This window comes from Shewanella sp. SP1S2-4 (assembly GCF_031932075.1).
Lineage (GTDB): Bacteria > Pseudomonadota > Gammaproteobacteria > Enterobacterales > Shewanellaceae > Shewanella > Shewanella baltica.
Window position 1 is genome coordinate 128,154 of the sequence record NZ_JAUOET010000003.1, and the last position, 21,200, is coordinate 149,353.

General features: G+C 46.1%; 18 protein-coding genes and 1 pseudogene. 14 read left to right on the top strand and 5 right to left on the bottom strand.

Annotated elements, in window-relative coordinates:
- The first annotated feature begins 167 nt into the window (after window positions 1-167).
- Together serC and Q4Q52_RS04670 are read left to right on the top strand one after the other, a co-directional pair.
- Window positions 168-1,259, top strand: a complete 1,092-nt coding sequence (gene serC / locus Q4Q52_RS04665) for a 3-phosphoserine/phosphohydroxythreonine transaminase (RefSeq protein WP_311989955.1) — start codon at window positions 168-170, stop codon at window positions 1,257-1,259.
- 426 nt (window positions 1,260-1,685) lie between these two features.
- Window positions 1,686-2,606, top strand: coding sequence for a LysR family transcriptional regulator (locus tag Q4Q52_RS04670; RefSeq protein WP_311989956.1), 921 nt, complete (start codon window positions 1,686-1,688; stop codon window positions 2,604-2,606).
- Here Q4Q52_RS04670 and Q4Q52_RS04675 read toward each other — a convergent pair.
- The 3 genes from Q4Q52_RS04675 to Q4Q52_RS04685 form a co-directional block, all read right to left on the bottom strand.
- Complete coding sequence (locus tag Q4Q52_RS04675; protein WP_311990095.1) at window positions 2,603-3,463, bottom strand: YjjW family glycine radical enzyme activase; 861 nt, start codon at window positions 3,461-3,463, stop codon at window positions 2,603-2,605. The genes Q4Q52_RS04670 and Q4Q52_RS04675 overlap by 4 nt on opposite strands.
- A gap of 26 nt (window positions 3,464-3,489) precedes the next feature.
- The gene (locus Q4Q52_RS04680; protein ID WP_311989957.1) at window positions 3,490-5,037 is read right to left on the bottom strand and encodes a YjjI family glycine radical enzyme; all 1,548 of its coding nucleotides are present in this window, start codon (window positions 5,035-5,037) and stop codon (window positions 3,490-3,492) included.
- A 376-nt stretch (window positions 5,038-5,413) separates the two neighbouring features.
- A complete protein-coding gene (locus tag Q4Q52_RS04685) occupies window positions 5,414-6,604 on the bottom strand; it encodes an amino acid aminotransferase (protein WP_311989958.1) in 1,191 nt (396 codons plus the stop codon).
- Window positions 6,605-7,039: 435 nt separating this feature from the next.
- On the opposite strand from Q4Q52_RS04685, the gene aroA reads away from it, so the two are divergent.
- The 10 genes and pseudogenes from aroA (at window position 7,040) to Q4Q52_RS04735 (ending at window position 17,094) form a co-directional block, all read left to right on the top strand.
- Complete coding sequence (gene aroA / locus Q4Q52_RS04690) at window positions 7,040-8,320, top strand: 3-phosphoshikimate 1-carboxyvinyltransferase (RefSeq protein ID WP_259561485.1); 1,281 nt, start codon at window positions 7,040-7,042, stop codon at window positions 8,318-8,320.
- 186 nt (window positions 8,321-8,506) lie between these two features.
- Window positions 8,507-9,199 carry a (d)CMP kinase gene (cmk, locus tag Q4Q52_RS04695; RefSeq protein WP_006081720.1) on the top strand — a complete coding sequence of 231 codons (693 nt, stop codon included), beginning with the start codon at window positions 8,507-8,509 and terminating at the stop codon, window positions 9,197-9,199.
- Between the two features lie 99 nt (window positions 9,200-9,298).
- Window positions 9,299-10,969 (top strand): annotated as a pseudogene (gene rpsA / locus Q4Q52_RS04700) (30S ribosomal protein S1); the annotation flags it as partial.
- Window positions 10,970-11,042: 73 nt separating this feature from the next.
- Entirely contained in the window at window positions 11,043-11,330 is a 288-nt protein-coding gene (gene ihfB / locus Q4Q52_RS04705; RefSeq protein ID WP_006081718.1) for an integration host factor subunit beta, read from the top strand.
- A 122-nt stretch (window positions 11,331-11,452) separates the two neighbouring features.
- Window positions 11,453-11,728, top strand: a complete 276-nt coding sequence (locus Q4Q52_RS04710) for a LapA family protein (RefSeq protein ID WP_006081717.1) — start codon at window positions 11,453-11,455, stop codon at window positions 11,726-11,728.
- Between the two features lies 1 nt (window position 11,729).
- Window positions 11,730-12,890, top strand: coding sequence for a lipopolysaccharide assembly protein LapB (lapB, locus tag Q4Q52_RS04715; RefSeq protein ID WP_006081716.1), 1,161 nt, complete (start codon window positions 11,730-11,732; stop codon window positions 12,888-12,890).
- 43 nt (window positions 12,891-12,933) lie between these two features.
- Window positions 12,934-13,629 carry an orotidine-5'-phosphate decarboxylase gene (gene pyrF / locus Q4Q52_RS04720; RefSeq protein ID WP_311989959.1) on the top strand — a complete coding sequence of 232 codons (696 nt, stop codon included), beginning with the start codon at window positions 12,934-12,936 and terminating at the stop codon, window positions 13,627-13,629.
- 51 nt (window positions 13,630-13,680) lie between these two features.
- A complete protein-coding gene (locus Q4Q52_RS04725) occupies window positions 13,681-14,502 on the top strand; it encodes an SDR family oxidoreductase (protein ID WP_006081714.1) in 822 nt (273 codons plus the stop codon).
- 70 nt (window positions 14,503-14,572) lie between these two features.
- Window positions 14,573-15,115: a DUF2058 domain-containing protein gene (locus Q4Q52_RS04730; RefSeq protein ID WP_106650569.1), complete on the top strand. Its 543-nt coding sequence runs from the start codon at window positions 14,573-14,575 to the stop codon at window positions 15,113-15,115.
- A 221-nt stretch (window positions 15,116-15,336) separates the two neighbouring features.
- The gene (locus Q4Q52_RS04735; RefSeq protein ID WP_311989960.1) at window positions 15,337-17,094 is read left to right on the top strand and encodes an acyl-CoA dehydrogenase family protein; all 1,758 of its coding nucleotides are present in this window, start codon (window positions 15,337-15,339) and stop codon (window positions 17,092-17,094) included.
- Between the two features lie 107 nt (window positions 17,095-17,201).
- On the opposite strand, the gene dacB is transcribed toward Q4Q52_RS04735, so the two are convergent.
- Entirely contained in the window at window positions 17,202-18,710 is a 1,509-nt protein-coding gene (gene dacB, locus Q4Q52_RS04740; protein ID WP_311989961.1) for a D-alanyl-D-alanine carboxypeptidase/D-alanyl-D-alanine-endopeptidase, read from the bottom strand.
- A gap of 66 nt (window positions 18,711-18,776) precedes the next feature.
- Window positions 18,777-18,953 (bottom strand): hypothetical protein, encoded by a 177-nt coding sequence (locus Q4Q52_RS04745; RefSeq protein WP_006086754.1) that lies wholly within the window; start codon window positions 18,951-18,953, stop codon window positions 18,777-18,779.
- A 473-nt stretch (window positions 18,954-19,426) separates the two neighbouring features.
- Between Q4Q52_RS04745 and Q4Q52_RS04750 the strand changes: the two genes are divergently transcribed.
- A complete protein-coding gene (locus tag Q4Q52_RS04750; protein WP_311989962.1) occupies window positions 19,427-19,759 on the top strand; it encodes a DUF1904 domain-containing protein in 333 nt (110 codons plus the stop codon).
- An 11-nt stretch (window positions 19,760-19,770) separates the two neighbouring features.
- On the top strand, window positions 19,771-21,084 hold the full coding sequence (pssA, locus tag Q4Q52_RS04755; protein ID WP_311989963.1) for a CDP-diacylglycerol--serine O-phosphatidyltransferase: 1,314 nt from the start codon (window positions 19,771-19,773) through the stop codon (window positions 21,082-21,084).
- Window positions 21,085-21,200 lie beyond the last annotated feature (116 nt).

A 21,200-nucleotide genomic window follows, 5' to 3' on the forward strand; every position in this document is an offset into this window, starting at 1 on the left:
CGAGCGTCCAATTGGACGCTCGTTTTTTTAATGGCGTTGTTAGTTGGTTGCATTGTTCGTTTTAAACATTGTTCGTTTTAAACATTGTTCGTTTGAAAATAGTGCCATTTTAAAATAGTGTCGTTTTATCAATACCTACATCATGGTTGGGATTAAGGAGAGTGTCAGTGAGCGCGATTTATAATTTCTGTGCTGGACCTGCAATGTTACCCGCAGCGGTAATGAAAAAAGCACAACAGGAATTACTTGATTGGAATGGCCAAGGCGTTTCCGTGATGGAAATCAGCCACCGAAGTAAAGAGTTCATCGCGCTGACCGAGCAAGCCGAGTCCGATTTACGTGAACTGATGCAGATCCCTGCAAATTACCATGTGCTATTTATGCACGGCGGTGGTCGTGGGCAGTTCTCTGCTGTCGTGAATAATTTTCTCGGTGATCAGGGAAAAGCCCTGTATTTAGTCAGTGGCCAATGGTCATCTGCCGCGTTAGCAGAAGCGCAGAAACTGGCGGGTGAAGCACAGATTGATAGTCTGAATATTGTTGAAAAACACAATGGAATCAATGCGGTTGTCTTACCTGACTTGCATAAAATCGATGCCGATTATCGCTATGTTCATTACTGTCCTAACGAGACAGTGGATGGTATCGAAATTTTTGATGAATTAGACTCACCATGGCCGATTGTTGCCGATTTATCATCAACAATCATGTCCCGTGAGATTGACGTTAGCCGCTACGGCTTGATTTATGCCGGTGCGCAAAAGAACATAGGTCCATCGGGTCTGTCGATAGTGATAGTACGCGATGACATGTTAACACTGCCGAGTTTACCGCAGTCGTCCATCATGGACTATCGTCTAGCCGTCGAGCATGATTCTATGTTCAACACGCCACCAACCTTTGCTTGGTACCTCGCCGCTGAAGTCTTTGCTTGGCTTAAGTCCATTGGCGGCATTGCGAGTATTGCGAAAATTAATCAACAAAAAGCGCAGATGTTGTATCAATGCATTGATGGTAATGCTTTTTACCGTAATGGTGTTGTTGCAGCGAACCGCTCACAAATGAACGTGACTTTCCAATTAGTCAACGAAGCGCTCGATAGTGAGTTCTTAAAGCAAGCACAAATTGCCGGACTCGTGGCACTTAAAGGTCATCGTATCGTCGGTGGCATGCGTGCGAGCCTTTACAATGCGATGCCACTCGATGGTGTGATAGCCTTAGTCAAGTTTATGAACGAGTTTGCGGCTAAACACAGCTAACATTAACAGTATTGCGTTACTCGCTTGCGGCGCTTAGGCTTCGCAGCTTACACATACAGGTTTTACTGATTGAATGTTTATCAGCAGTTAGCTATCCAAAGTTAGATATCCCAAAAGCGAATGCTCAAATGCATTCGCTTTTTTGTTGGCTGTAATTTATCGATTATTGGCGTTTGGCGTTAAGCAAGATGACCTTCGGAAGAACCTTAGATTAAAGATAATTTGGATTAAAAACGGTTTGGATTAAAGATAACTTGGATTAGACATGACTTGAATTAGAGAGAGCAGTGAGCAAGCCTGTGAGCTGACGCGCATTACTGGGGAATATTCTCAGCAATATGTTTGGTTGGTTGCATGCTATTGTTTATCATGCTTAAAAGTACGCATTTGAGTGTGCATAGAAGATAAATCAATAGGATGTCACAGATGGATTTGGCCAAGCTTTCGCGCATTAGTATGAAGCACTTGATCACTTTGCATGTGATGCTCGATACTCTGAGCGTAACCGCCAGCGCCGAACGCTTATGCCTTAGCCCCTCATCCGTCAGTAAAACCTTAAGCCAGCTCAGGGACAGTTTGAACGATGAACTGTTCTACCGTAACGGCAACTCACTGGTTGCCACACCTTTGGCAAGACGATTGGGCCCAAGCGTGCAGCAAATGATCAATGATATGAATCAGATTATGAGTCAAGATGCGTTTAATCCAGCACATTTTGAGGGGCGTTTTTCACTTGCGATGCGCGAAAGCACCTTTGAACTGCTGGCCGCCAAATTAAGTGCCCATATTCTGAGCTTGGCTCCTAATATCCATCTCGATATTTATAGCAAAGACAATATTGGTTTCGATGGTCTTATTAAAGGCTCGTTAGATTTTGTGCTGTTACCCCACGATCTGAGTCAACCTAATCCTCTTCAAGACGATCTGGTGTGGGAAACCTTGTTCAGCGATGAAATGGTCTGCCTGATGAATTCATCCCATCCCTTGGCTAAACAGCCGCAGATCAGCTTCGATAATTACCTAAGTTACCGCCATATTGGCATTACCGATACGGATCTGAGTACGCCATTTTTTGATATTTTGCTTGCCCAGCAATCTAAAAAACGCGCCGTCCCCATTTCGGTCCCTGACTTTGGCAGTGCGGCGTTAATGTGCCATCACAGTGAGTTGCTCTTTACCTGCTCACGCCGCTGGGCATCAATCGCCAGCCAAGCTCAAGGCTTAACGATTAAATCTTTACCCATAGAATATGGCAAAGTGGCTTACAGCCTAGTTTGGCATAGTCAAAGCATGAAAGATCCCGCACTGCGCTGGCTTTATGAGCAAATTTTGCTTTGCAGTCGTTAAAGGTATATGGAAGGTAACACGAGATTGGTTACGCCTCGCTTTGCAAGCATTGCGGCTAAGCGTTCAATATCGGCTTGTTTACAGCTTGGCCAATTGAGTGCGTCATCGACAACACCATAATGGTGAAAGGCATTTAACTTAACTCGCGTATCTAGGCCTAGCAGAAGTAAATAGGTCGCTAGTGCGTCTATTTCGTCCTCGTAATCCGTGATGCTCGGAATGTGCAGCAATCTCACCTCATACAGTTTTTGCTGTTTAGCCAATAACTGGATTGATTTGAACACTGCATGGTTATCACGACCAGTAATGTATCTATGGGTATCTTGCTGCCACGCTTTGAGATCCACCATAGCGCCATCTAAAAACGGCAGCAGTTTATGCCAACCGGTTAGACTCAAACTGCCATTGGTGTCGAGCATGCACGTTAAGTGTGATAACGGCTTTGAGGCCTTAATCGCTTGAAACAGCGCAATAATAAATGGCAGTTGCAGACTCGCTTCGCCGCCACTCACGGTAATACCATTAATAAAGTGACGCTGATGGTGAAGAATCGTCAGTATCTCTTCAACAGTGTATTGGGTGACTTTAGGATTGGCTTGTTTCGGGCACACATTAAGACAAGTATCGCATTGGCTACAACGCCCATTATCCCAGTGAATGCGAGGCTTATCATTGAGGTTTATTAATGTCAGCGCATTGTCAGGGCAGGTGGCGACACAATCGCCACAGGCATCGCATAAACCTATGGTATGTGGGTTATGGCAGTTTTTGCATTGATAGTTACAGCCCTGCAGGAATAACACTAGCCTGCTGCCAGGCCCGTCGACGCAAGAAAATGGCAACAGCTGACTGACTATTGCCTGTTTATTTATGGCCGGTTCATTTAACAACACAGGGGGGAGTGCTCATGGGCGATAACGCGTGCTTGTCGTTGCAATATTCCCGTATTGACCGCAGCTTCTGCGGCTAAGCCTGTGGTATTGAGACGCGAGCCGCACTGTTTAAACGCTTCAATATCTAAGCGTTTTACCATATAGCCAGTCACGCGCATTAAATCGTTAGAGGCGACATTGGCGGTAAACTCCCTAAAACCTAACTCAAGCGCGGCTTTACACAGTTGCAAAATGGCTTGAGGATTGGATTTTACGGTTTCATCGATAGTCAAAATATCGCTAATTCCCGCCGTATAATATTGATGATGTTGTGCTAGGGCTTGAATATGGGCGATGGGATTGGGCTCAGTTCCATAGGGAATGCGAACACCTGGGGTCACGTCTTTGTCGATACTGATGCCGCCCTGTGAATGCAGCAGTGCTCGCCCATGGTAACCATACGCGACTGGTGTGGATTTCACTATGGCATCGAGCGTGGCAGAAATACGATAGCCCAGCTGATTTGCATCCGTTTCATGGCCATATCTCGCGTGTTTAGCTGACTTAACTTCTCCACTGGCTGTTAATCCCTGCAGAATGTTCACTGCTTCTGCCATGCCGTAAATGCCAAACATAGGTGCAAAGCGCGATTCATCAATCAATTGTTCTTTAACTAAAAAGCTATCAAAGAAGTGCGATTCGTGATGTAAAAATGCCGAGCGTGCCTCGATAAGTTCAAAAGTGAGTGAGCAGTAATTTGGCAATACAGTATCAAAAAAATCGTTTATAGAATTGGCCTTTAACGCAACTTCTTTAAGATTGAGCCGCACTAAGGTATTGGCGCCGCCCGCTAACGGCAAGGCATTGTAGCAACTGACAATCCCAAAACCGTGCTCATCAAACGCACTGGCATGCAGAGGATAATTGGCGATATGCGGCTTACTGCAGTGACAAATATTAGTGGTCGCAAGCAGCAACAAATCATCCGGCGTGACGGCGGGGTCGTACATAAAGGTCAAATTGGGGGCAACTTGTTTTAATTCGGCATCAATGCGCAGTAGGGTGCGACAAACAATGTTGTCTGTCGGGCCAATATTGACGTGCATAAAGGCGTCGGGCAGGGTTCTGTCGAGCATGATCCAGAACAGTTTTAATTTTCGATAAAGGACTTCCGCATCCATTCCTTCAACGAAAGGCATCAAAATGTCATCCAGCTGGCCTAAATATACAGGGATATTGGTCACAGAAGGCACGTGGTGATAAAGGATGGTCAAGGCATTGATGGCTTCATCTAAATCCTGCGCCGGTGAAAGCTCTAAATATTCTGAACCTTGCTTTAGATAGCGAGCATAATCTGGCAACACATAGCGTGGTTTAAAAGGCGCATGGCCTTCAAACATATCGCAGATAATGCCGTCATTCATCGCGGCTTTTACCTCAGTCGATATCGGCATGTAGGGCAAGCTCGCCTCTGCCTCCAACGCTAAATAGTTGGATTTTTGCTTAGGTGAAAGCTGCGGGTTGGTGACGATTTGCACTAATTTATCTTGTAATAACATGGCGGAATATCCACAAGTTCTATGATGACCACTAATCTACTGGGCGGATCTGGCTTTAAAAAGTGAAAATAGCCGCAGCCCTGATTGATGAAATGGAAATCCGCCGACCGAGATCACAACTTGCGATTTATTGCATTAAACGACTGTTTTTTTAAACGCGAGAAAGTAGTTTTTACCATTGAAAATAAAAGCTTGAACAGTGAGACCTAGCGTTGCTTGATAAGGCTTGGGGATTTAGAACCAAAGGGAGGTTTGTTAGCTCTGATGCAGTGGCATGATTGAAAAGTTTAACGCTTGTAAGGGGGAAATAAACTCTGCTGCATCCTGAATCGTAGCAATACAGCAGAGTAAGCTGTGCAGATAAACTCTGTCGTGCTTAAAGCACTTTGGCGATCGATTGGGCTAAGTAATCGACGTTATCTTCACTGATCCCAGCAATACTGATGCGGCTTGAACCCACCATATAAATGCTGAATTCTTTTTGCAGGCGCGCCACTTGCTCTGGAGCTACCCCTAGGAAGGAGAACATACCTTTTTGGCGGGCGATAAAGCTAAAGTCACGGTCTACGCCATTGGCTTTAAGTTTATCCACTAAAATGGCGCGGTTGCCGTTAATGCGATCACGCATCACTTTCAGCTCATCAAGCCATTCTTGTTTTAACTCCGCCGATCCTAAAATTGTCTCAACAATCGCGGCGCCGTGGGCAGGCGGCATAGAGTAGAGGCAGCGAACCACATAAAGCAGCACAGATTGCGCGACATTGGCGGTATGGGCATCTTTGGCAATCACAGAACACGAACCGATACGCTCACGGTACAGACCGAAGTTTTTCGAGCATGAGCTGCAAAGGATCATATTATCGACCGCTGCCGCCATTTGACGCACGCCATAGGCATCAATATCAACGCCATCACCAAAACCTTGGTAGGCCATGTCAATCAGTGGCGTAAAGCCTTGCTCTTTTGTCAGGGCAACCACTTTATCCCATTGTTCTGTAGTTAAATCCATTCCGCTTGGGTTATGGCAACAGGCGTGGAATAACACCACATCATCAGGGCTGACTTGCGATAATGCAGCAAGCATCTCATCAAATTTCAATGATTTACTATCGTAGTCATAATACGGATAGGTTTTAACGGTAATGCCAGCCGCTTCGAATAAACCGATGTGGTTTGCCCACGTTGGGTCGCTTACCCATAACACCGCATTCGGGTTGCAGCGTTTGATAAAATCTCCAGCCACGCGCAGTGCGCCAGTACCACCGGGTGTTGAAACAGTGCGGATACGGTTAGCGATAATGGCACTGTGGTCAGCACCGAAGGCTAATTCTGTCATTAAAGTGTTGAATTGTGGCGAGCCTGTTGGGCCGATATACACTTTGGTGGTTTCGGTATCGAGACGGAATTTCTCGGCTTTTTTCACGCAGCTGAGGATCGGGGTCACGCCTGTAGGGTCTTTATAAACGCCCACACCTAAATCCACTTTTTGTGGGTGGGTGTCTTCGCGGTACTGAGTCAACAAGCCAAGGATCGGATCTGCTGGCATTGCGATGAGTGAGTTAAACATAGCTCCATCTACCTTTCTGGTTATAGTGCAAACGTGATTGTTTGTATCAGATATGCGTTATTTATCGTTTGGAGCTTAGAATAGCGCGGAAAGGTAACGTATTTAAAGTGAAAACTGTGATAACACGCCAGTTAACTTGGCAAAAAAGCCTGCCAAAAATACGGCCAAATCATAAATTAACCGCTTAAATTTTGCGTTTTTGTTATTTTTACACTCTTCTCAGTAAATAATCCGACCAAAAAGCCATTTTTCTCGAAAAAACGGTTGAATCCTTAGCGACAATCGGTAATTTTATAACGACGAAGCACCAACAAGGCCCCAATCTCCTTTTATTTGTAATCTTAACTTGACGCTGTGTAGCGTGAAGTTGCCATTTTGCGTATTCAGTCCGCGTGATCGTGATGATGACGCCCTATAGAGAAAGAAGATTTATTCATGAAGCAATTACGTCTTGAACCTGTTGTGCAAGTCCGCGGTGAGATCAATATTCCGGGCTCAAAAAGTATTTCAAATCGTGCCTTACTATTGGCCACCTTAGCCCAAGGCACGACCACGCTCACCAATCTGCTCGACTCAGATGATATTCGCCACATGCTGGCCTCCCTCAAGCAGTTAGGGGTGAACTACCGTTTATCGCAAAACAATACTGTGTGTGAACTCGATGGCTTAGGCGGTGTGATCTCCTCTGAATCTGCGCAGGAATTATTTTTAGGTAATGCAGGCACCGCAATGCGCCCCTTATGCGCCGCCTTAACCTTAGGCCAAGGTGAATTTACTCTCACGGGCGAACCACGTATGGAAGAGCGTCCGATTGGCGATTTAGTCGATGCCTTAAGGCAACTCGGTGCCAATGTCGTTTACCTTAAAAATGACGGTTTCCCCCCGCTGACGATTAATGCGACGGGTCTTAATGGCGGCGATGTTGAGATTGCGGGTGACTTATCAAGCCAATTTTTAACCGCCCTATTGATGGTGGCGCCGCTTGCAAAGGGCAGCGTGAATATCCATGTCAAAGGCGAGTTAGTTTCTAAGCCGTATATTGATATTACACTGGCCCTGATGGCTCAATTTGGCGTAACTGTCATCAACCATGACTATGCCCGATTTGAGATCCTTGCCGGTCAGCAGTACGTGTCGCCGGGTAAAGTGCTGGTCGAAGGTGATGCGTCATCGGCATCGTATTTCCTCGCCGCAGGAGCGATTAAGGGCGGTGAAGTCAAAGTCACAGGTGTGGGACGTTTGAGTATTCAAGGCGATGTGAAATTTGCCGATGTGCTTGAAAAAATGGGCGCAGATATCGAGTGGGGCGATGACTATATTATCGCGCGAGGATCTCAATTAACGGCCGTTGATTTAGACATGAACCACATTCCCGATGCGGCCATGACCATTGCAACCGCAGCCTTATTTGCTAAAGGCACAACGGTTATTCGCAATATCTATAACTGGCGTATTAAAGAAACCGACCGTTTAGCGGCTATGGCGACGGAATTACGTAAAGTCGGCGCCGAGGTGGAAGAGGGGAACGATTACATTAAAATCACCCCACCTGCTGTGATTAACACCGCCGAAATTGATACCTACAATGATCACCGCATGGCTATGTGCTTTTCGATGCTGGCCTTTGCTGATTGCGGTATTACCATCAATGACCCTGATTGCACTTCTAAAACATTCCCAGACTACTTTAAGCAGTTTGCGAGTCTGCAAGGCTAAGCCAATCTGCTTCGTTATTATAACAACAAGCGATGTCAAGAATAGTCAGCCGTATTTGCGCGGCTGCTAATCTTCATAAAAAATCCACGGATTTTGTTTGTCTTTTGTTGTACAATGCTGCGCGCTCATTTTCGGGGGCTCACTTGATGAACTCACGGATGATGGTTATTTTTTGCGGAGGAATGTATGTCTGAACGGGCTCCTGTAGTCACAATCGACGGCCCAAGTGGTGCTGGCAAAGGTACAATTAGTCAATTATTGGCTCAGCATCTAGGTTGGCAACTACTTGATAGTGGTGCTATTTACCGAGTTCTTGCGCTCGCAGCAATTCATCATAACGTTGAACTGGAAAATGAAGAATCGATCACGCTGTTAGCGGCACATCTCGATGTGAAGTTTTTAACAGGCAATGATACCGATCCGGTTCAAGTGATATTGGAAGGTGAAGACGTCACCACCGACATTCGCACTCAAGAGTGCTCGAATGCCGCTTCGAAAGTCGCCGCGTTTCCACGGGTGAGAGAAGCCTTATTACGTCGTCAACGGGCCTTTAAAACGGCGCCAGGATTAATTGCCGATGGTCGCGACATGGGAACCGTGGTTTTCCCAAGTGCGCCGGCAAAATTATATTTAACCGCCTCAGCTGAAGAGCGTGCCCAAAGACGCTATAATCAGTTGCAGGACAAGGGCTTCGATGTTAATATCGAGCGCCTTTTAAGTGAAATTATCGAACGTGATGACCGCGATATGAATCGTCCGGTGGCTCCTTTAGTCCCCGCCGAGGACGCGCTCATTATCGATACAAGCGGAAAGGGTATTGATGAAGTGTTAGCGCTTGCGCTTAACTTTATCAATCAAAAATTATCCGACACTAACTAAGTTAGCCCACCGGATAGGTATTCGTATTAAGGATGATACGGATAATTTGACTGACTCCACGTCTAGGACGGACAGTGGTTTAATAAAGAAAGTAACCTAAACATGACTGAATCTTTTGCTGATCTATTTGAACAATCCCTTCAAACTCTGGAATTCCGTCCAGGTTCTATCGTTCGTGGTACTGTTGTATCAATCAAAAACGGTATGGTACTGGTTGACGCGGGTCTGAAGTCTGAAAGCCCAATCCCAGCTGAACAATTCAAAAACGCTCAAGGTGTTTTAGAAATCGCTGTTGGTGATGAAGTTGACGTAGCTCTTGACTCTGTTGAAGACGGCTTCGGTGAGACTCAACTGTCTCGCGAAAAAGCAAAACGTCATGAAGCTTGGATCGTTCTGGAAAAAGCTTATGAAGATGCTGAAACTGTAATCGGTATCATCAATGGTAAAGTTAAAGGCGGTTTCACTGTTGAATTAAACGGTATCCGTGCCTTCTTACCAGGTTCTCTAGTTGACGTGCGCCCAGTTCGCGACACCGCTCACTTAGAGTACAAAGAATTAGAATTCAAAGTTATCAAGCTAGACCAGAAGCGTAACAACGTTGTTGTTTCTCGTCGTGCAGTTATCGAATCAGAAAGCAGCGCTGAGCGTGATGCACTGTTAGAAAACTTGCAAGAAGGTCAAGCAGTTAAGGGTATCGTTAAGAACCTGACTGACTACGGTGCATTCGTAGATTTAGGTGGTGTTGACGGTCTGCTACATATCACAGATATGGCGTGGAAACGTGTTAAACATCCATCAGAAATCGTCAATGTTGGCGATGAAATCAACGTTAAAGTACTGAAGTACGATCGTGAGCGCACTCGTGTGTCTCTAGGTCTGAAACAACTTGGCGAAGATCCATGGTTAGAAATCAGCAAACGCTACCCAGAAAACACACGTTTAACTGGTCGCGTTACTAACCTAACTGACTACGGTTGCTTCGTAGAAATCGAAGAAGGCGTTGAAGGTCTGGTTCACGTTTCTGAAATGGATTGGACTAACAAGAACATTCACCCATCTAAAGTTGTTAACTTAGGTGATGAAGTTGAAGTTCTGGTTCTGGACATCGATGAAGAGCGTCGTCGTATTTCTCTTGGTCTGAAACAATGTAAGACCAATCCATGGGATGACTTCGCAACTCGTTACAACAAAGGCGACAAGGTTTCTGGTAAGATCAAGTCAATCACTGACTTCGGTATCTTTATCGGTCTTGACGGCGGTATCGATGGTCTAGTTCACCTGTCTGACATTTCTTGGAACGGTACTGGCGAAGACGCAGTTTCTGAATACAAGAAAGGCGATGAAATCCATGCAGTGGTTCTGTCTGTAGATCCAGAGCGTGAGCGCATCAGCTTAGGTGTTAAGCAAACTGAAGATGATCCATTCAACGCATACTTGGCTGACAAGAAGAAAGGTACTATCGTAAACGGTACTGTTTCTGCTGTTGATGCTAAAGGTGTGACTGTTGAACTGGCTGACACTGTTGAAGGTTACATCCGTGTAGCTGACATTTCACGTGAGCGTATCGAAGATGCATCTACTGTCTATAATGTAGGTGATGCAATCGAAGCTAAGTTCATGGGTGTTGACCGTAAGAACCGCTCTATCAGCCTGTCAATCAAAGCGAAAGACGAAGCTGAAGAGAAAGAAGTAATGGCGACTCTGAACAAACAAGATGACGCTGTTATTAGCAATGCAATGGCTGAAGCGTTTAAAGCAGCTCGTAAATAATCGCCTGTTGTTTGGGGAGACTTCTCTCCCCATTAGGCGACTGTGTTTGGCTTGATAATAGGGGATAGCTAGGATGACGAAATCTGAACTTATCGAAAAACTCGCCACCAGGCAGTCGCAGCTGTCGGCGAAAGAGGTTGAAGGCGCAATCAAAGAAATGTTGGAGCAAATGGCAACAACATTAGAAAGCGGTGATCGTATTGAGATCCGTGGCTTTGGTAGTTTCTCGCTTCACTATCGTGCACCGCGGACTGGCCGTAATCCAAAGACTGGTTCATCAGTTGATTTGGAAGGTAAATACGTCCCGCACTTTAAGCCAGGCAAAGAACTGCGCGAGCGTGTTGACGCCGTTAATGTGTGATTGACCGCATAGTAAAAAGCCTCCGTTAGGAGGCTTTTTTGTATCTATTGCAAGGCAATGCTGGTCAGCTCAGTGAATTTCTTGGATAATCATTAAATTGAAACGCGTTTAGGGAGTGCAGCGTGAAATCATTTGTAGCAACTGTGCTTGTGGCACTGTTATTTATTCTGGCGTTGATCTTTGGCGCGCGTAACGAACAAGTGGTGACCATCAGCTATTTTGTCGCACAGGGTGAATATCGTTTACCTGTTGTGCTAGCGATCGTCTTTTTTGCTGGTTTCATCTTGAGCTGGTTAGTTGCAAGCTACTATATCGTGCGCTTGAAATTGAGCTTAGCGACAACGAGAAAGAAACTAAACCAAGTGATGGCTAAAGCCCCTCAGGATGTAGACGCCTAATATGCTTGAGATACTCTTTCTGTTGCTTCCCATTGCTGCCGCCTACGGTTGGTATATGGGGCGACGGAGCATAAGGCAGAATCAAAGCAATCAACGTAAACAATTGAGCCGGGATTATTTTACTGGCCTCAATTTCTTACTGTCGAACGAATCGGATAAAGCCGTTGATTTGTTTATCAGTATGCTAGATGTTGACGATGAAACCATAGATACCCATCTGTCACTCGGTTCGCTTTTTCGTAAGCGAGGCGAGGTCGACCGCTCCATTCGTATCCATCAGAATTTAATTGCCCGTCCAAACTTAGCCAATGAACAACGTGACATCGCTATGATGGAGCTGGGTAAAGATTATCTGGCCGCGGGTTTTTACGATAGGGCCGAAGAAATCTTTATCAACTTGGTTAGCCAAGACGATCACAGTGAAGAGTCAGAAACTCAGCTCATTGCTATCTATCAAGTGATTAAAGAGTGGCAAAAAGCCATTGATATCACTAAGCGTTTGAGTCGTAAACGTCAGCAAGTCTTAAAGCCGTTAACGGCGCATTTCTATTGCCAGTTAGCCGATGAAGCCAGCGACGATGCACAGAAGATTAAACTGCTGCAACAGGCGCTAAAGCAAGATCCCCAATGCGGTCGTGCGTTATTGACCTTAGCGAAAAAATTCCTCGATATTCAAGATTATGCTCAGTGCAAGCAAATGCTGCTGCAACTGAAAAAAGCCGATATCGAGCTTTTTGCCGATGCAATCCCCACGGCCAAACAAGTTTATCGCGACACGCAAGATAAAGAAGGCTTCCAAGAGTTACTCGCAGGGGCTATGGCCGATGGCGCGGGTGCTTCTGTGGTGGTTGCCTTAGCGCAGCACATGATAAGTCTGGATGAGATTAAAGCGGCAGAGACCATGGTGCTCGATGCCCTATACCGCCATCCGACGATGAAAGGTTTTCAGCACTTGATGCAAATGCATTTGCGTCAAGCAGAAGAAGGGCAAGCCAAGCAGAGTTTAACTATGCTAGAGCAGCTCGTTGAGCAACAAATTAAATTCCGACCGAGCTACCGTTGTAAAGAGTGTGGTTTCCCTTCACATGCGCTTTACTGGCATTGTCCTTCTTGCAAAAATTGGGGCAGTATCAAGCGGATCAGAGGCTTAGACGGCGAGTAAATAAGATAATATCTATAGTTAGTGTAACTCTGTTGGAGAGATGATGACGACTAAACCTATCCTCGTAGCGCTTGATTACGATAATAAAAACCACGCTTTACAACTGATAGACAAACTCGATCCCAACATGTGTCGCCTTAAAGTCGGCAAAGAAATGTTTACCCTGTTTGGCCCGCAATTGGTGAAAGATATCCATGATCGTGGCTTTGATTTATTCCTCGATTTAAAATTTCACGATATTCCCAACACGGTCGCTAAAGCTGTGGCCGCAGCCGCAGAGCTTGGCGTTTGGATGACAAACGTGCATGCCAGTGGTGGTTTAGCCATGATGGAGGCGGCGAAAAAGGCCTTACTGCCCTATGGCGACAAAGCGCCTATGTTGATCGCGGTAACGGTATTAACCTCAATGAGTGATGACGATCTTAAATTACTCGGTATCAATGTGCCTGCATTTGAACATGTTCAGCGTTTAGCTAAGCTGACCCAGCAAGCAGGACTCGACGGCGTGGTGTGTTCCGCCCAAGAAGCAACAGCATTAAAATCGCTGTTAGGTCAGGATTTCAAGCTCGTGACGCCGGGGATCCGCCCAGTTGGTAGCGATGCTGGCGATCAACACCGGGTGATGACGCCACCTCAAGCGATAGCAGCGGGTTCAGATTACCTAGTGATTGGCCGTCCCATCACCAAAGCCGTCGATCCGTTAGCGGCATTGCAAGCGATTCACCAATCATTGGCATAAAATAATTAATCACACCCTGAGTGCATATCTCACAGTTCACGGAGAACGCCCATGTTTAATGCTACGATGTTTAACTATCAAGGTAAGAATGTTGTCGTTGTTGGTGGTACCAGTGGGATAAATCTCGCCATTGCAGTGGCGTTCGCACAGGCTGGCGCCAATGTCGCAGTAGCGAGTCGCAGCCAAGATAAAGTTGATGCTGCGGTATTGCAGCTGCAGCAGGCCAATCCTGACGGTATTCATTTAGGTGTGAGTTTTGATGTGCGCGATCTTAGCGCCCTTGAAGTCGGTTTTGATAAAGTCGCTTCTGAGTTTGGTTTTATCGATGTGCTGGTAAGCGGCGCGGCGGGGAATTTCCCTGCCAGCGCCGCAAAGCTTTCGGCTAATGGTTTTAAGTCGGTAATGGACATTGATTTGCTCGGCAGTTTTCAAGTGCTAAAGCAGGCTTATCCTTTGCTGCGTCGCCCCAATGGCAATATTATCCAGATTTCGGCGCCGCAGGCTTCGATCGCTATGCCCATGCAAGTGCATGTGTGTGCGGCAAAAGCTGGCGTGGATATGCTGACGCGAACCTTAGCGTTAGAGTGGGGGTGTGAAGGGCTGAGAATTAATTCGATTATGCCAGGCCCTATAGCAAACACTGAAGGTTTTAATCGCCTTGCACCCAGCGCCGCATTACAGCAGAAGGTTGCTCAATCCGTTCCATTAAAACGTAACGGCGCAGGCCAGGATATTGCTAATGCTGCGTTATTCTTAGGCTCTGAATTGGCGTCCTATATTACGGGAGTTGTGCTGCCGGTTGATGGCGGTTGGTCACTTGGCGGCGCCAGTATTGCGATGACAGAGCTTGGCGAACTGGCCGCGAAAATGTAGTTTGGTTTTAGATGTTTGATATTCAAAATCGAGAACTTTGATTTTATAGAAATTAAGTAGGTAATGATCCATGGCTAATGCATTACAAGAGCAGCTACTCAAAGCAGGGCTTGCCAGTAAACAAAAGGTTCGCGACGTTAAGACCCAAAAACGCCGTGACAAAAAATCACGAGTTGATGATGGCTCAAGTGCTTTTAAGCAAGAAGTGGCCGAGCAAAAACGGCTGCAGGCGGAAAAAGATAAAGCGCTAAATGAGCAACGTTTTGCAGAGGCATCAGAGCGTGGGCAGGTGCGTGGTTTAATCACTGAGTTCACTAAGTTTGCGATTAAGATCCCAACTTATGCCGAAGTGAAGTTTAACTATACCCTTGATAATAAAATCTATTCTTTATACATAGATGAAAAACTACAGGCAGAATTGCTCAAAGGGCAATTAGGCATAGTGCGTTACGAAGATAAGAGTTACTTGGTACCACATAAGTTAGCCGAGCGAGTGAAACTACTGGTGCCCCAGTGGTGTGGTTATCTGTGGCAACAGGATGAATCTAAAGCAGTGGTGGTTGAAGATGATCCCTATGCGGATTATGCGATCCCAGATGATTTAATGTGGTAATTGCCATAAACCTGTGAGCTAACGCTGCGACAATCCTGTAGTAAAGCTTATAAAATAGAGACCCTTAAGTTCAAGCTTAAGGGTTTTTTTATGGGTTGAATTTATACTTTGCTCACGTACCTCCATATTATTCGCGGCTGTATTTGTAATGAGATTGTTTTCTACAGTGAACTGGTATAAATTAAAACAACTGTTTTAATCCTACGTTTAAGAGTCTACCAATGAACCCTTATCAAGCCCCGTTAACGGATATGCGTTTCCTACTGGAACAGGTATTTGATGCCTCTAACACTTGGGCACAATTGCCTGAGATTGCTGAAATGGTCGATATTGACACGGCCAATGCCATTCTTGAAGAAGCAGCCAAGATCAGCAGTCAGTTGATCCATCCGTTGAACCGGACGGGCGATGAGCAGGGCGTGTTACATCAAGATAATCAAGTGATTACCCCTGATGGCTACAAAGCCGTTTATGAACAGTATTCGCAGGGCGGTTGGATTGGTTTGTGTGGCGATCCGGAATTTGGTGGGATGGGTATGCCAAAGATGCTGGGGATCTTAGTCGACGAAATGGCTTACAGTGCCTGTAATGCGTTTACGCTTTATGGCTCGTTAACTGCGGGGGCGGCTTTATGTATCAATGCCCACGGCAGCGAAGAATTGAAACAAGCTTATTTGCCTAAGTTATATTCCGGCGAATGGGCGGGTGCTATGGATATGACAGAGCCGCAAGCGGGGTCTGATCTACGTAATATTCGCACCCGCGCCTTGCCGCAGGATGATGGTAGTTATGCCATCACGGGCAGCAAGATTTTTATCACGGGTGGCGATCATGATTTAACCGAAAACGTCATCCACTTAGTGCTTGCTAAGCTACCGGATAGCAAAGGGATTTCACTCTTCCTAGTGCCTAAAATATCGGTGAATGCCGATGGCAGCTTAGCTAATGCGAATGGTGTATCTGTGGGTTCTATCGAGCACAAGATGGGCCTTAAAGGTTCAGCAACCTGTGTGATGAACTTTGATAATGCCCAAGGTTTCTTGATTGGTGAACCTAATCGCGGTCTCGTGTGCATGTTCACTATGATGAACTACGAGCGTTTAGCGATTGGTATTCAAGGGCTGGGCAGTGCTCAGGCGGCGTATCAGATGGCAGCCGATTATGCTAAAGAGCGTAATCAAGGTGTTGCCGCTGGCGGCTCGCCGACGGGCAGTGAATCAGATCCTATTATCGTCCACGGCGATGTGCGCCGTATGTTGTTGACCATTCGAGCGATGACAGAAGCAGGCCGTGCTTTGTCTGTGTTTACTGGGCAACAGCTAGATTTGGCCAAATATGCCCAAGATGAAGTTAAAGCCAAAGCGGCGCGTTATGTGGGTTTATTAACGCCAGTCGCTAAAGCCTTTTTAACCGATCGCGGTCTTGATGCGACGATCATGGCGCAGCAAGTTTTTGGTGGACATGGTTATATTCGTGAAACGGGTATTGAGCAATTAGTCCGTGATACCCGTATCGCACAGATTTATGAAGGCACCAATGGCATTCAAGCCATCGATTTCCTCGGCCGTAAAGTCACGGGCGATAATCTTGCCGCATTAAATGAATTTGTCGCTGACTTGAAAGCACAAATGCGCGCATTTACTCACGTGGATGCGGTGAAAGTGGCCGCAGTATGCGCACGTTTAGATGCATTAGTCATAGTCGCTGAGTCGATTAATGAGCACAAAGTCGCTCAACCTGCGCTTATCAATGCTTGCGCGGTCGACTTTTTAGATGCCTTTGGTTATACCCTGTATGGTTTCTACTGGTTGGCTATGGTCGATAAGGTCACGGACCATGAAGATAAAGCGTTCGCCGAGCAGAAAGCCTATTTAGCTAAGTTCTATTTTGATAAGTTACTGCCTAAAGCGGATTACCATATAGCTCAAGTCAGAGCCGGTGATGCGACCACTATGGCGATGCCTGCAGAGTTGTTTTAACAAGACTTTGATAGATTCGTTTAAATAGAAACGACATAAAAATGAGAAAAGCACTGATGACACAGTGCTTTTTTGTTTTATATCATGCTATTTCTATTTGGCAGTATTTAATCTTGGACCGAGTGAGCTGCGGTACTAAGCGCTGCTGTGGTGGGGGATGGCACTTGCAGCACTGAAATCAATTGCTTGAGAAACTCGGCATTAAACGATGGTTTATGCTGATGTTTAAGCTCGGGACTCATGCCATTCTCAAGCACCACAAACAGGGTGTCACTGTGTTCAGGCAAACGGATAAAGCCCGCTAAGTTTGACACGCCTTGCATCGAGCCTGTTTTAGCAAAAATTTGCTGTTTAAGTGGCGGCTTGTTATAGCCCATGCGATACCTTAAGGTACCGCTTATTCCTGCTTGCGGCAGACTGGTGATTAACGGGCTAAAGCGACTGTCCTTATGGATGAGTGCCAATACCGCTGCTAACTGCTGGGCATTGAGTAAGTTATAGCGTGACAGCCCAGAACCATCGACAATGTTAGCGTTACTCAGATCGACACCTAACTCCGTTAAAATCCGCTGCATGGCTGCCGCGCCATTAGTAAAGCTACCTTGGGCATTGAAATAACTTTTGCCAAGCTGTTTAAACAGGCTATCAGCAATCAAATTATCCGACTTGAGCAGCATAGTATCGAGCAGTTCAGGCAGTGGCGCCGAGCTATGGCTGGCAATCAGTTTCGCCTTTTTGGGCAAGCTAGTGCCGAGCTTAACTTTACCCGCCAGTGACATCTCACCTTTGAGCAGCGAGGTGAGGTTATCTTGGGCAAATTTGAACGGATCGCTGACCGCAATCGCTAGTCCAATCGCTTCACCGCCCGGATAACAGCCACGCAGATGATAGTTGTTTTGGCCTAGTCGCACCAAATCAAGCTGGCAAAATTCGCGACTCGCCTTGGGATCAAATACCGCATCGCTGCTGACTTTTACCCCATAACTCCCCGTGCGCAGGCTCACCTGTGAAGGCTTATTCGCCGTGCTGGGGTTGAACTGACCATAAACGCAGTTTTGATTGATAATGTAACTCGACACAGGCGCGGCAAAACAAATGCCTAAGTCATCCCACACCCAACCAGGGGCTTGCATTTGCTCTTGTTTATCGCCGAGCAAATACAGATGTCCATCAATACGATTAATGCCTTGTTTCACGAGACTGGCAAAAATGGCCTTGAGATCGGCTTGAGTGAACGTCGGATCGCCACTAAAACGCAGATAAGCGCTGCCGGCGATATGGCCCTTGCGTATTGGTGCGTCCGTCCATAATTCAGTGACATAACTAAAATCAGGCCCAAGCTGAGCCATGGCGCTCACAGCAGTGAGTAGCTTTTGCGTGCTGGCGGGAATAAACAGGGTCTCAGCCTGTTGACTAAAGATCACTTGATTGCTCGACATGTCCATCGCCAGTAGCGCAATTTGCGAGTGCCGAGGGCTGATTTTGCTGACCGCTTGGCTGAGCGAAATGGTTTGGGACTGTATCGCTCCAGCGTCGATGTGTTCAGCGCGGGCGAGATTGTGGCTCGCCGCTAGGAGAAGGCTGGCATACAGAGTGGTTTTCAGTAACGTTTCCATGTTAGCGATTGGCCATTTTTATTAAGAACATCATGGGCCTTCAGGATAAAGTTGAACAATGCAGGGCTAATCTTCACTGCTGCCGTCATCCTTTTCCATCAAGCGATATAAACGTAGGGTAACAAACAATACCAGTCCGATAAACAGTGGCAGGATCAGTAATCCCAATTGGGCTTTAAAATGGAAAATACCCCAAGCAAACAGCAGTGTCAGCGCTAACGTCAGCAGAATTTTTTTGTTCATGGTTTTGGTCTTTTATCGTGTTGATTCAATCGCAAATAGGCGTTTTAGTTTACGCTAAATCATTGGGTTCGGGGTAAACGAAATAGGTTTGAAGATTATTTTGTGATTTGACCGACATTTTTGCAGATATTCAGTAAAGCCAGCGACGGTTTGTATAGGCAGCTTGCGTTAAACATCATTTAATTCAGGGACTGTCAGGTTTATAGAAGCGATAATATTCACACTTTTGCATTGCCCTTAACATGATAGTTGTACCAAAAAATCAGCCCTTAAATGTGGTTGTAATCCTTGCCCAAAAGACATGATTTCTAGCTAAATAGTGGCGCTACGGCAGGATTACATCGCGTGAGGTCAAATTACCAGCAAAACCGCGAGCTTTAACAGAGCTTTTGGGAGAAAAGTCTTGCCGAGACGAGGTGAAGTCGGTAATTTCTACCCCTTACGATTTTAGGTTCTTAGGTAACAACTAAACCATGCCACATATTAGTATGCGCGGCTTACCACAAGCGGTCGTTGCAGCGTTCAGCCAAACATTACTGCAGTCATTGGCGGATATATGTAAAGGTAATGCAGAGAGTTTCACGTTAGATTGGATCCCAAGCATCAGTTTTAGAAATGGAAAAATTGATCAACGCTTCGTCCAAGTTGAGTTACTCTGGTTCCCTAAGGACCCTGATATCCATCTTAAAGTAGAAAAAACGATCAGGCAGGCAGTGACAGAGGCCTATCCAGAGTTAACACATATTGCTGTGATGTTTTTATCACTGAACCCCAGTGCTTCCTATCGGGGTGGTCAGCATGATTAAAGGAGGATGCCTTGCTAGATAAGCTTGGTGGAATAGCCGTTCAACCCGAGGCTTTAACGTGGTTGCTCACGCCATGCCGTTTCAAGGCAGAATTACTCGCTCGTATCGCGAGCGCCAAGCACAGTATTTATATTGCGGCGCTGTATTTAGAAGATGACGAAGCTGGCCGTGAAGTATTACAAGCCCTGATGGATGCCAAAGCGGCAAATCCAGCGCTTGATGTCAAAGTATTAGTGGATTTTCACCGCGCAAGACGCGGCTTGATTGGCCATAAAGGCGATAGCGGTAACTATTTAATGTACCGCAAAGTGATGGCTGAAGCCGAACATCCTATCGATATCTTAGGTGTACCCGTCAAATCCCGTGAATTTATGGGCGTGCTGCATCTTAAGGGCTTTATTATCGATGATGCGGTGATCTATAGCGGTGCCAGTCTCAATAATATCTATTTACAACAAAATGATAAGTATCGTTTCGACCGTTATCACTTGATTGAGTCGGCCGAATTAGCCCGCAGTATGCGTGTGATGATCCAGAAAAATATCATTGCCGATCCTGCCGTGTGTTCGTTAACGCAAGATGCTGAGCAAGAAGTACTGCCACCTAAGACTGACATGCGCAGCTTTAAGCTGAGATTGTCTGACGCTGAGTACCAGTTTAAGGAAACCCGTGATGGCAACCGCATCACGCCGTTACTTGGGCTAGGGCGCAAGAAAAACTTACTCAATAAAGTGGTTGTCGCCTTGGTGGAAGAGTCAAAGGACTCGCTGTTTATCTGCACGCCCTATTTTAATCCGCCGTATATTTTGGTGCGTGCTTTAGCTAAGCATTTACGCAATGGCAAACGCATCGACATCGTGGTGGGCGACAAGACGGCTAACGATTTTTATATTCCGCCTGAGCAGGATTTCTCCACTATAGGTGCCTTGCCCTATATGTATGAGCAATCATTGCGTAAGTTTGCTAAACGCCAACAGTGGGCGATTGATAATGGCCAGCTGAATATCCATCTGTGGAAACACGGCATCAACAGTTATCACCTCAAGGGCATCAGTGCCGACGGCAATAAGCATTTGATCACAGGCTCTAACCTGAATCCAAGAGCTTGGGCGCTGGATCTTGAGAATGGTTTGTTGATCCAAGATGAAATTGGTTGCTGGAAAGCTCAGTTTGAAGCCGAGCAGGCGCATATTCTTGAGCACACACAGCGGTTATATCACTACAGCCAAGTGGATACCTTGCAGAGTTATCCTGCACCTGTGAAGAAGATCATGACCCGAATTCGTCGCCTTAAAGCCGACTTTTTACTGCGCCGCATTCTGTAACGCTGGGTTCTATAGCACAACGTATTTGCCAATATTTCTGTTTAAGTACAGTTTGTTACCGATTAAAAAAGCCCACATCAATGTGGGTTTTTTTGTTAAATTACGATAATAGATTT

What these genes read in the sequence shown, in the direction of transcription:
- Q4Q52_RS04670 (WP_311989956.1), top strand. Translation starts at nt 1,686, where the DNA reads ATGGATTTGGCCAAGCTTTCGCGCATTAGTATGAAGCACTTGATCACT.
- Q4Q52_RS04680 (WP_311989957.1), bottom strand. Translation starts at nt 5,037, where the DNA reads ATGTTATTACAAGATAAATTAGTGCAAATCGTCACCAACCCGCAGCTT.
- Q4Q52_RS04685 (WP_311989958.1), bottom strand. Translation starts at nt 6,604, where the DNA reads ATGTTTAACTCACTCATCGCAATGCCAGCAGATCCGATCCTTGGCTTG.
- aroA (WP_259561485.1), top strand. Translation starts at nt 7,040, where the DNA reads ATGAAGCAATTACGTCTTGAACCTGTTGTGCAAGTCCGCGGTGAGATC.
- cmk (WP_006081720.1), top strand. Translation starts at nt 8,507, where the DNA reads ATGTCTGAACGGGCTCCTGTAGTCACAATCGACGGCCCAAGTGGTGCT.
- ihfB (WP_006081718.1), top strand. Translation starts at nt 11,043, where the DNA reads ATGACGAAATCTGAACTTATCGAAAAACTCGCCACCAGGCAGTCGCAG.
- lapB (WP_006081716.1), top strand. Translation starts at nt 11,730, where the DNA reads ATGCTTGAGATACTCTTTCTGTTGCTTCCCATTGCTGCCGCCTACGGT.
- pyrF (WP_311989959.1), top strand. Translation starts at nt 12,934, where the DNA reads ATGACGACTAAACCTATCCTCGTAGCGCTTGATTACGATAATAAAAAC.
- Q4Q52_RS04725 (WP_006081714.1), top strand. Translation starts at nt 13,681, where the DNA reads ATGTTTAATGCTACGATGTTTAACTATCAAGGTAAGAATGTTGTCGTT.
- Q4Q52_RS04730 (WP_106650569.1), top strand. Translation starts at nt 14,573, where the DNA reads ATGGCTAATGCATTACAAGAGCAGCTACTCAAAGCAGGGCTTGCCAGT.
- Q4Q52_RS04735 (WP_311989960.1), top strand. Translation starts at nt 15,337, where the DNA reads ATGAACCCTTATCAAGCCCCGTTAACGGATATGCGTTTCCTACTGGAA.
- dacB (WP_311989961.1), bottom strand. Translation starts at nt 18,710, where the DNA reads ATGGAAACGTTACTGAAAACCACTCTGTATGCCAGCCTTCTCCTAGCG.
- Q4Q52_RS04745 (WP_006086754.1), bottom strand. Translation starts at nt 18,953, where the DNA reads ATGAACAAAAAAATTCTGCTGACGTTAGCGCTGACACTGCTGTTTGCT.
- Q4Q52_RS04750 (WP_311989962.1), top strand. Translation starts at nt 19,427, where the DNA reads ATGCCACATATTAGTATGCGCGGCTTACCACAAGCGGTCGTTGCAGCG.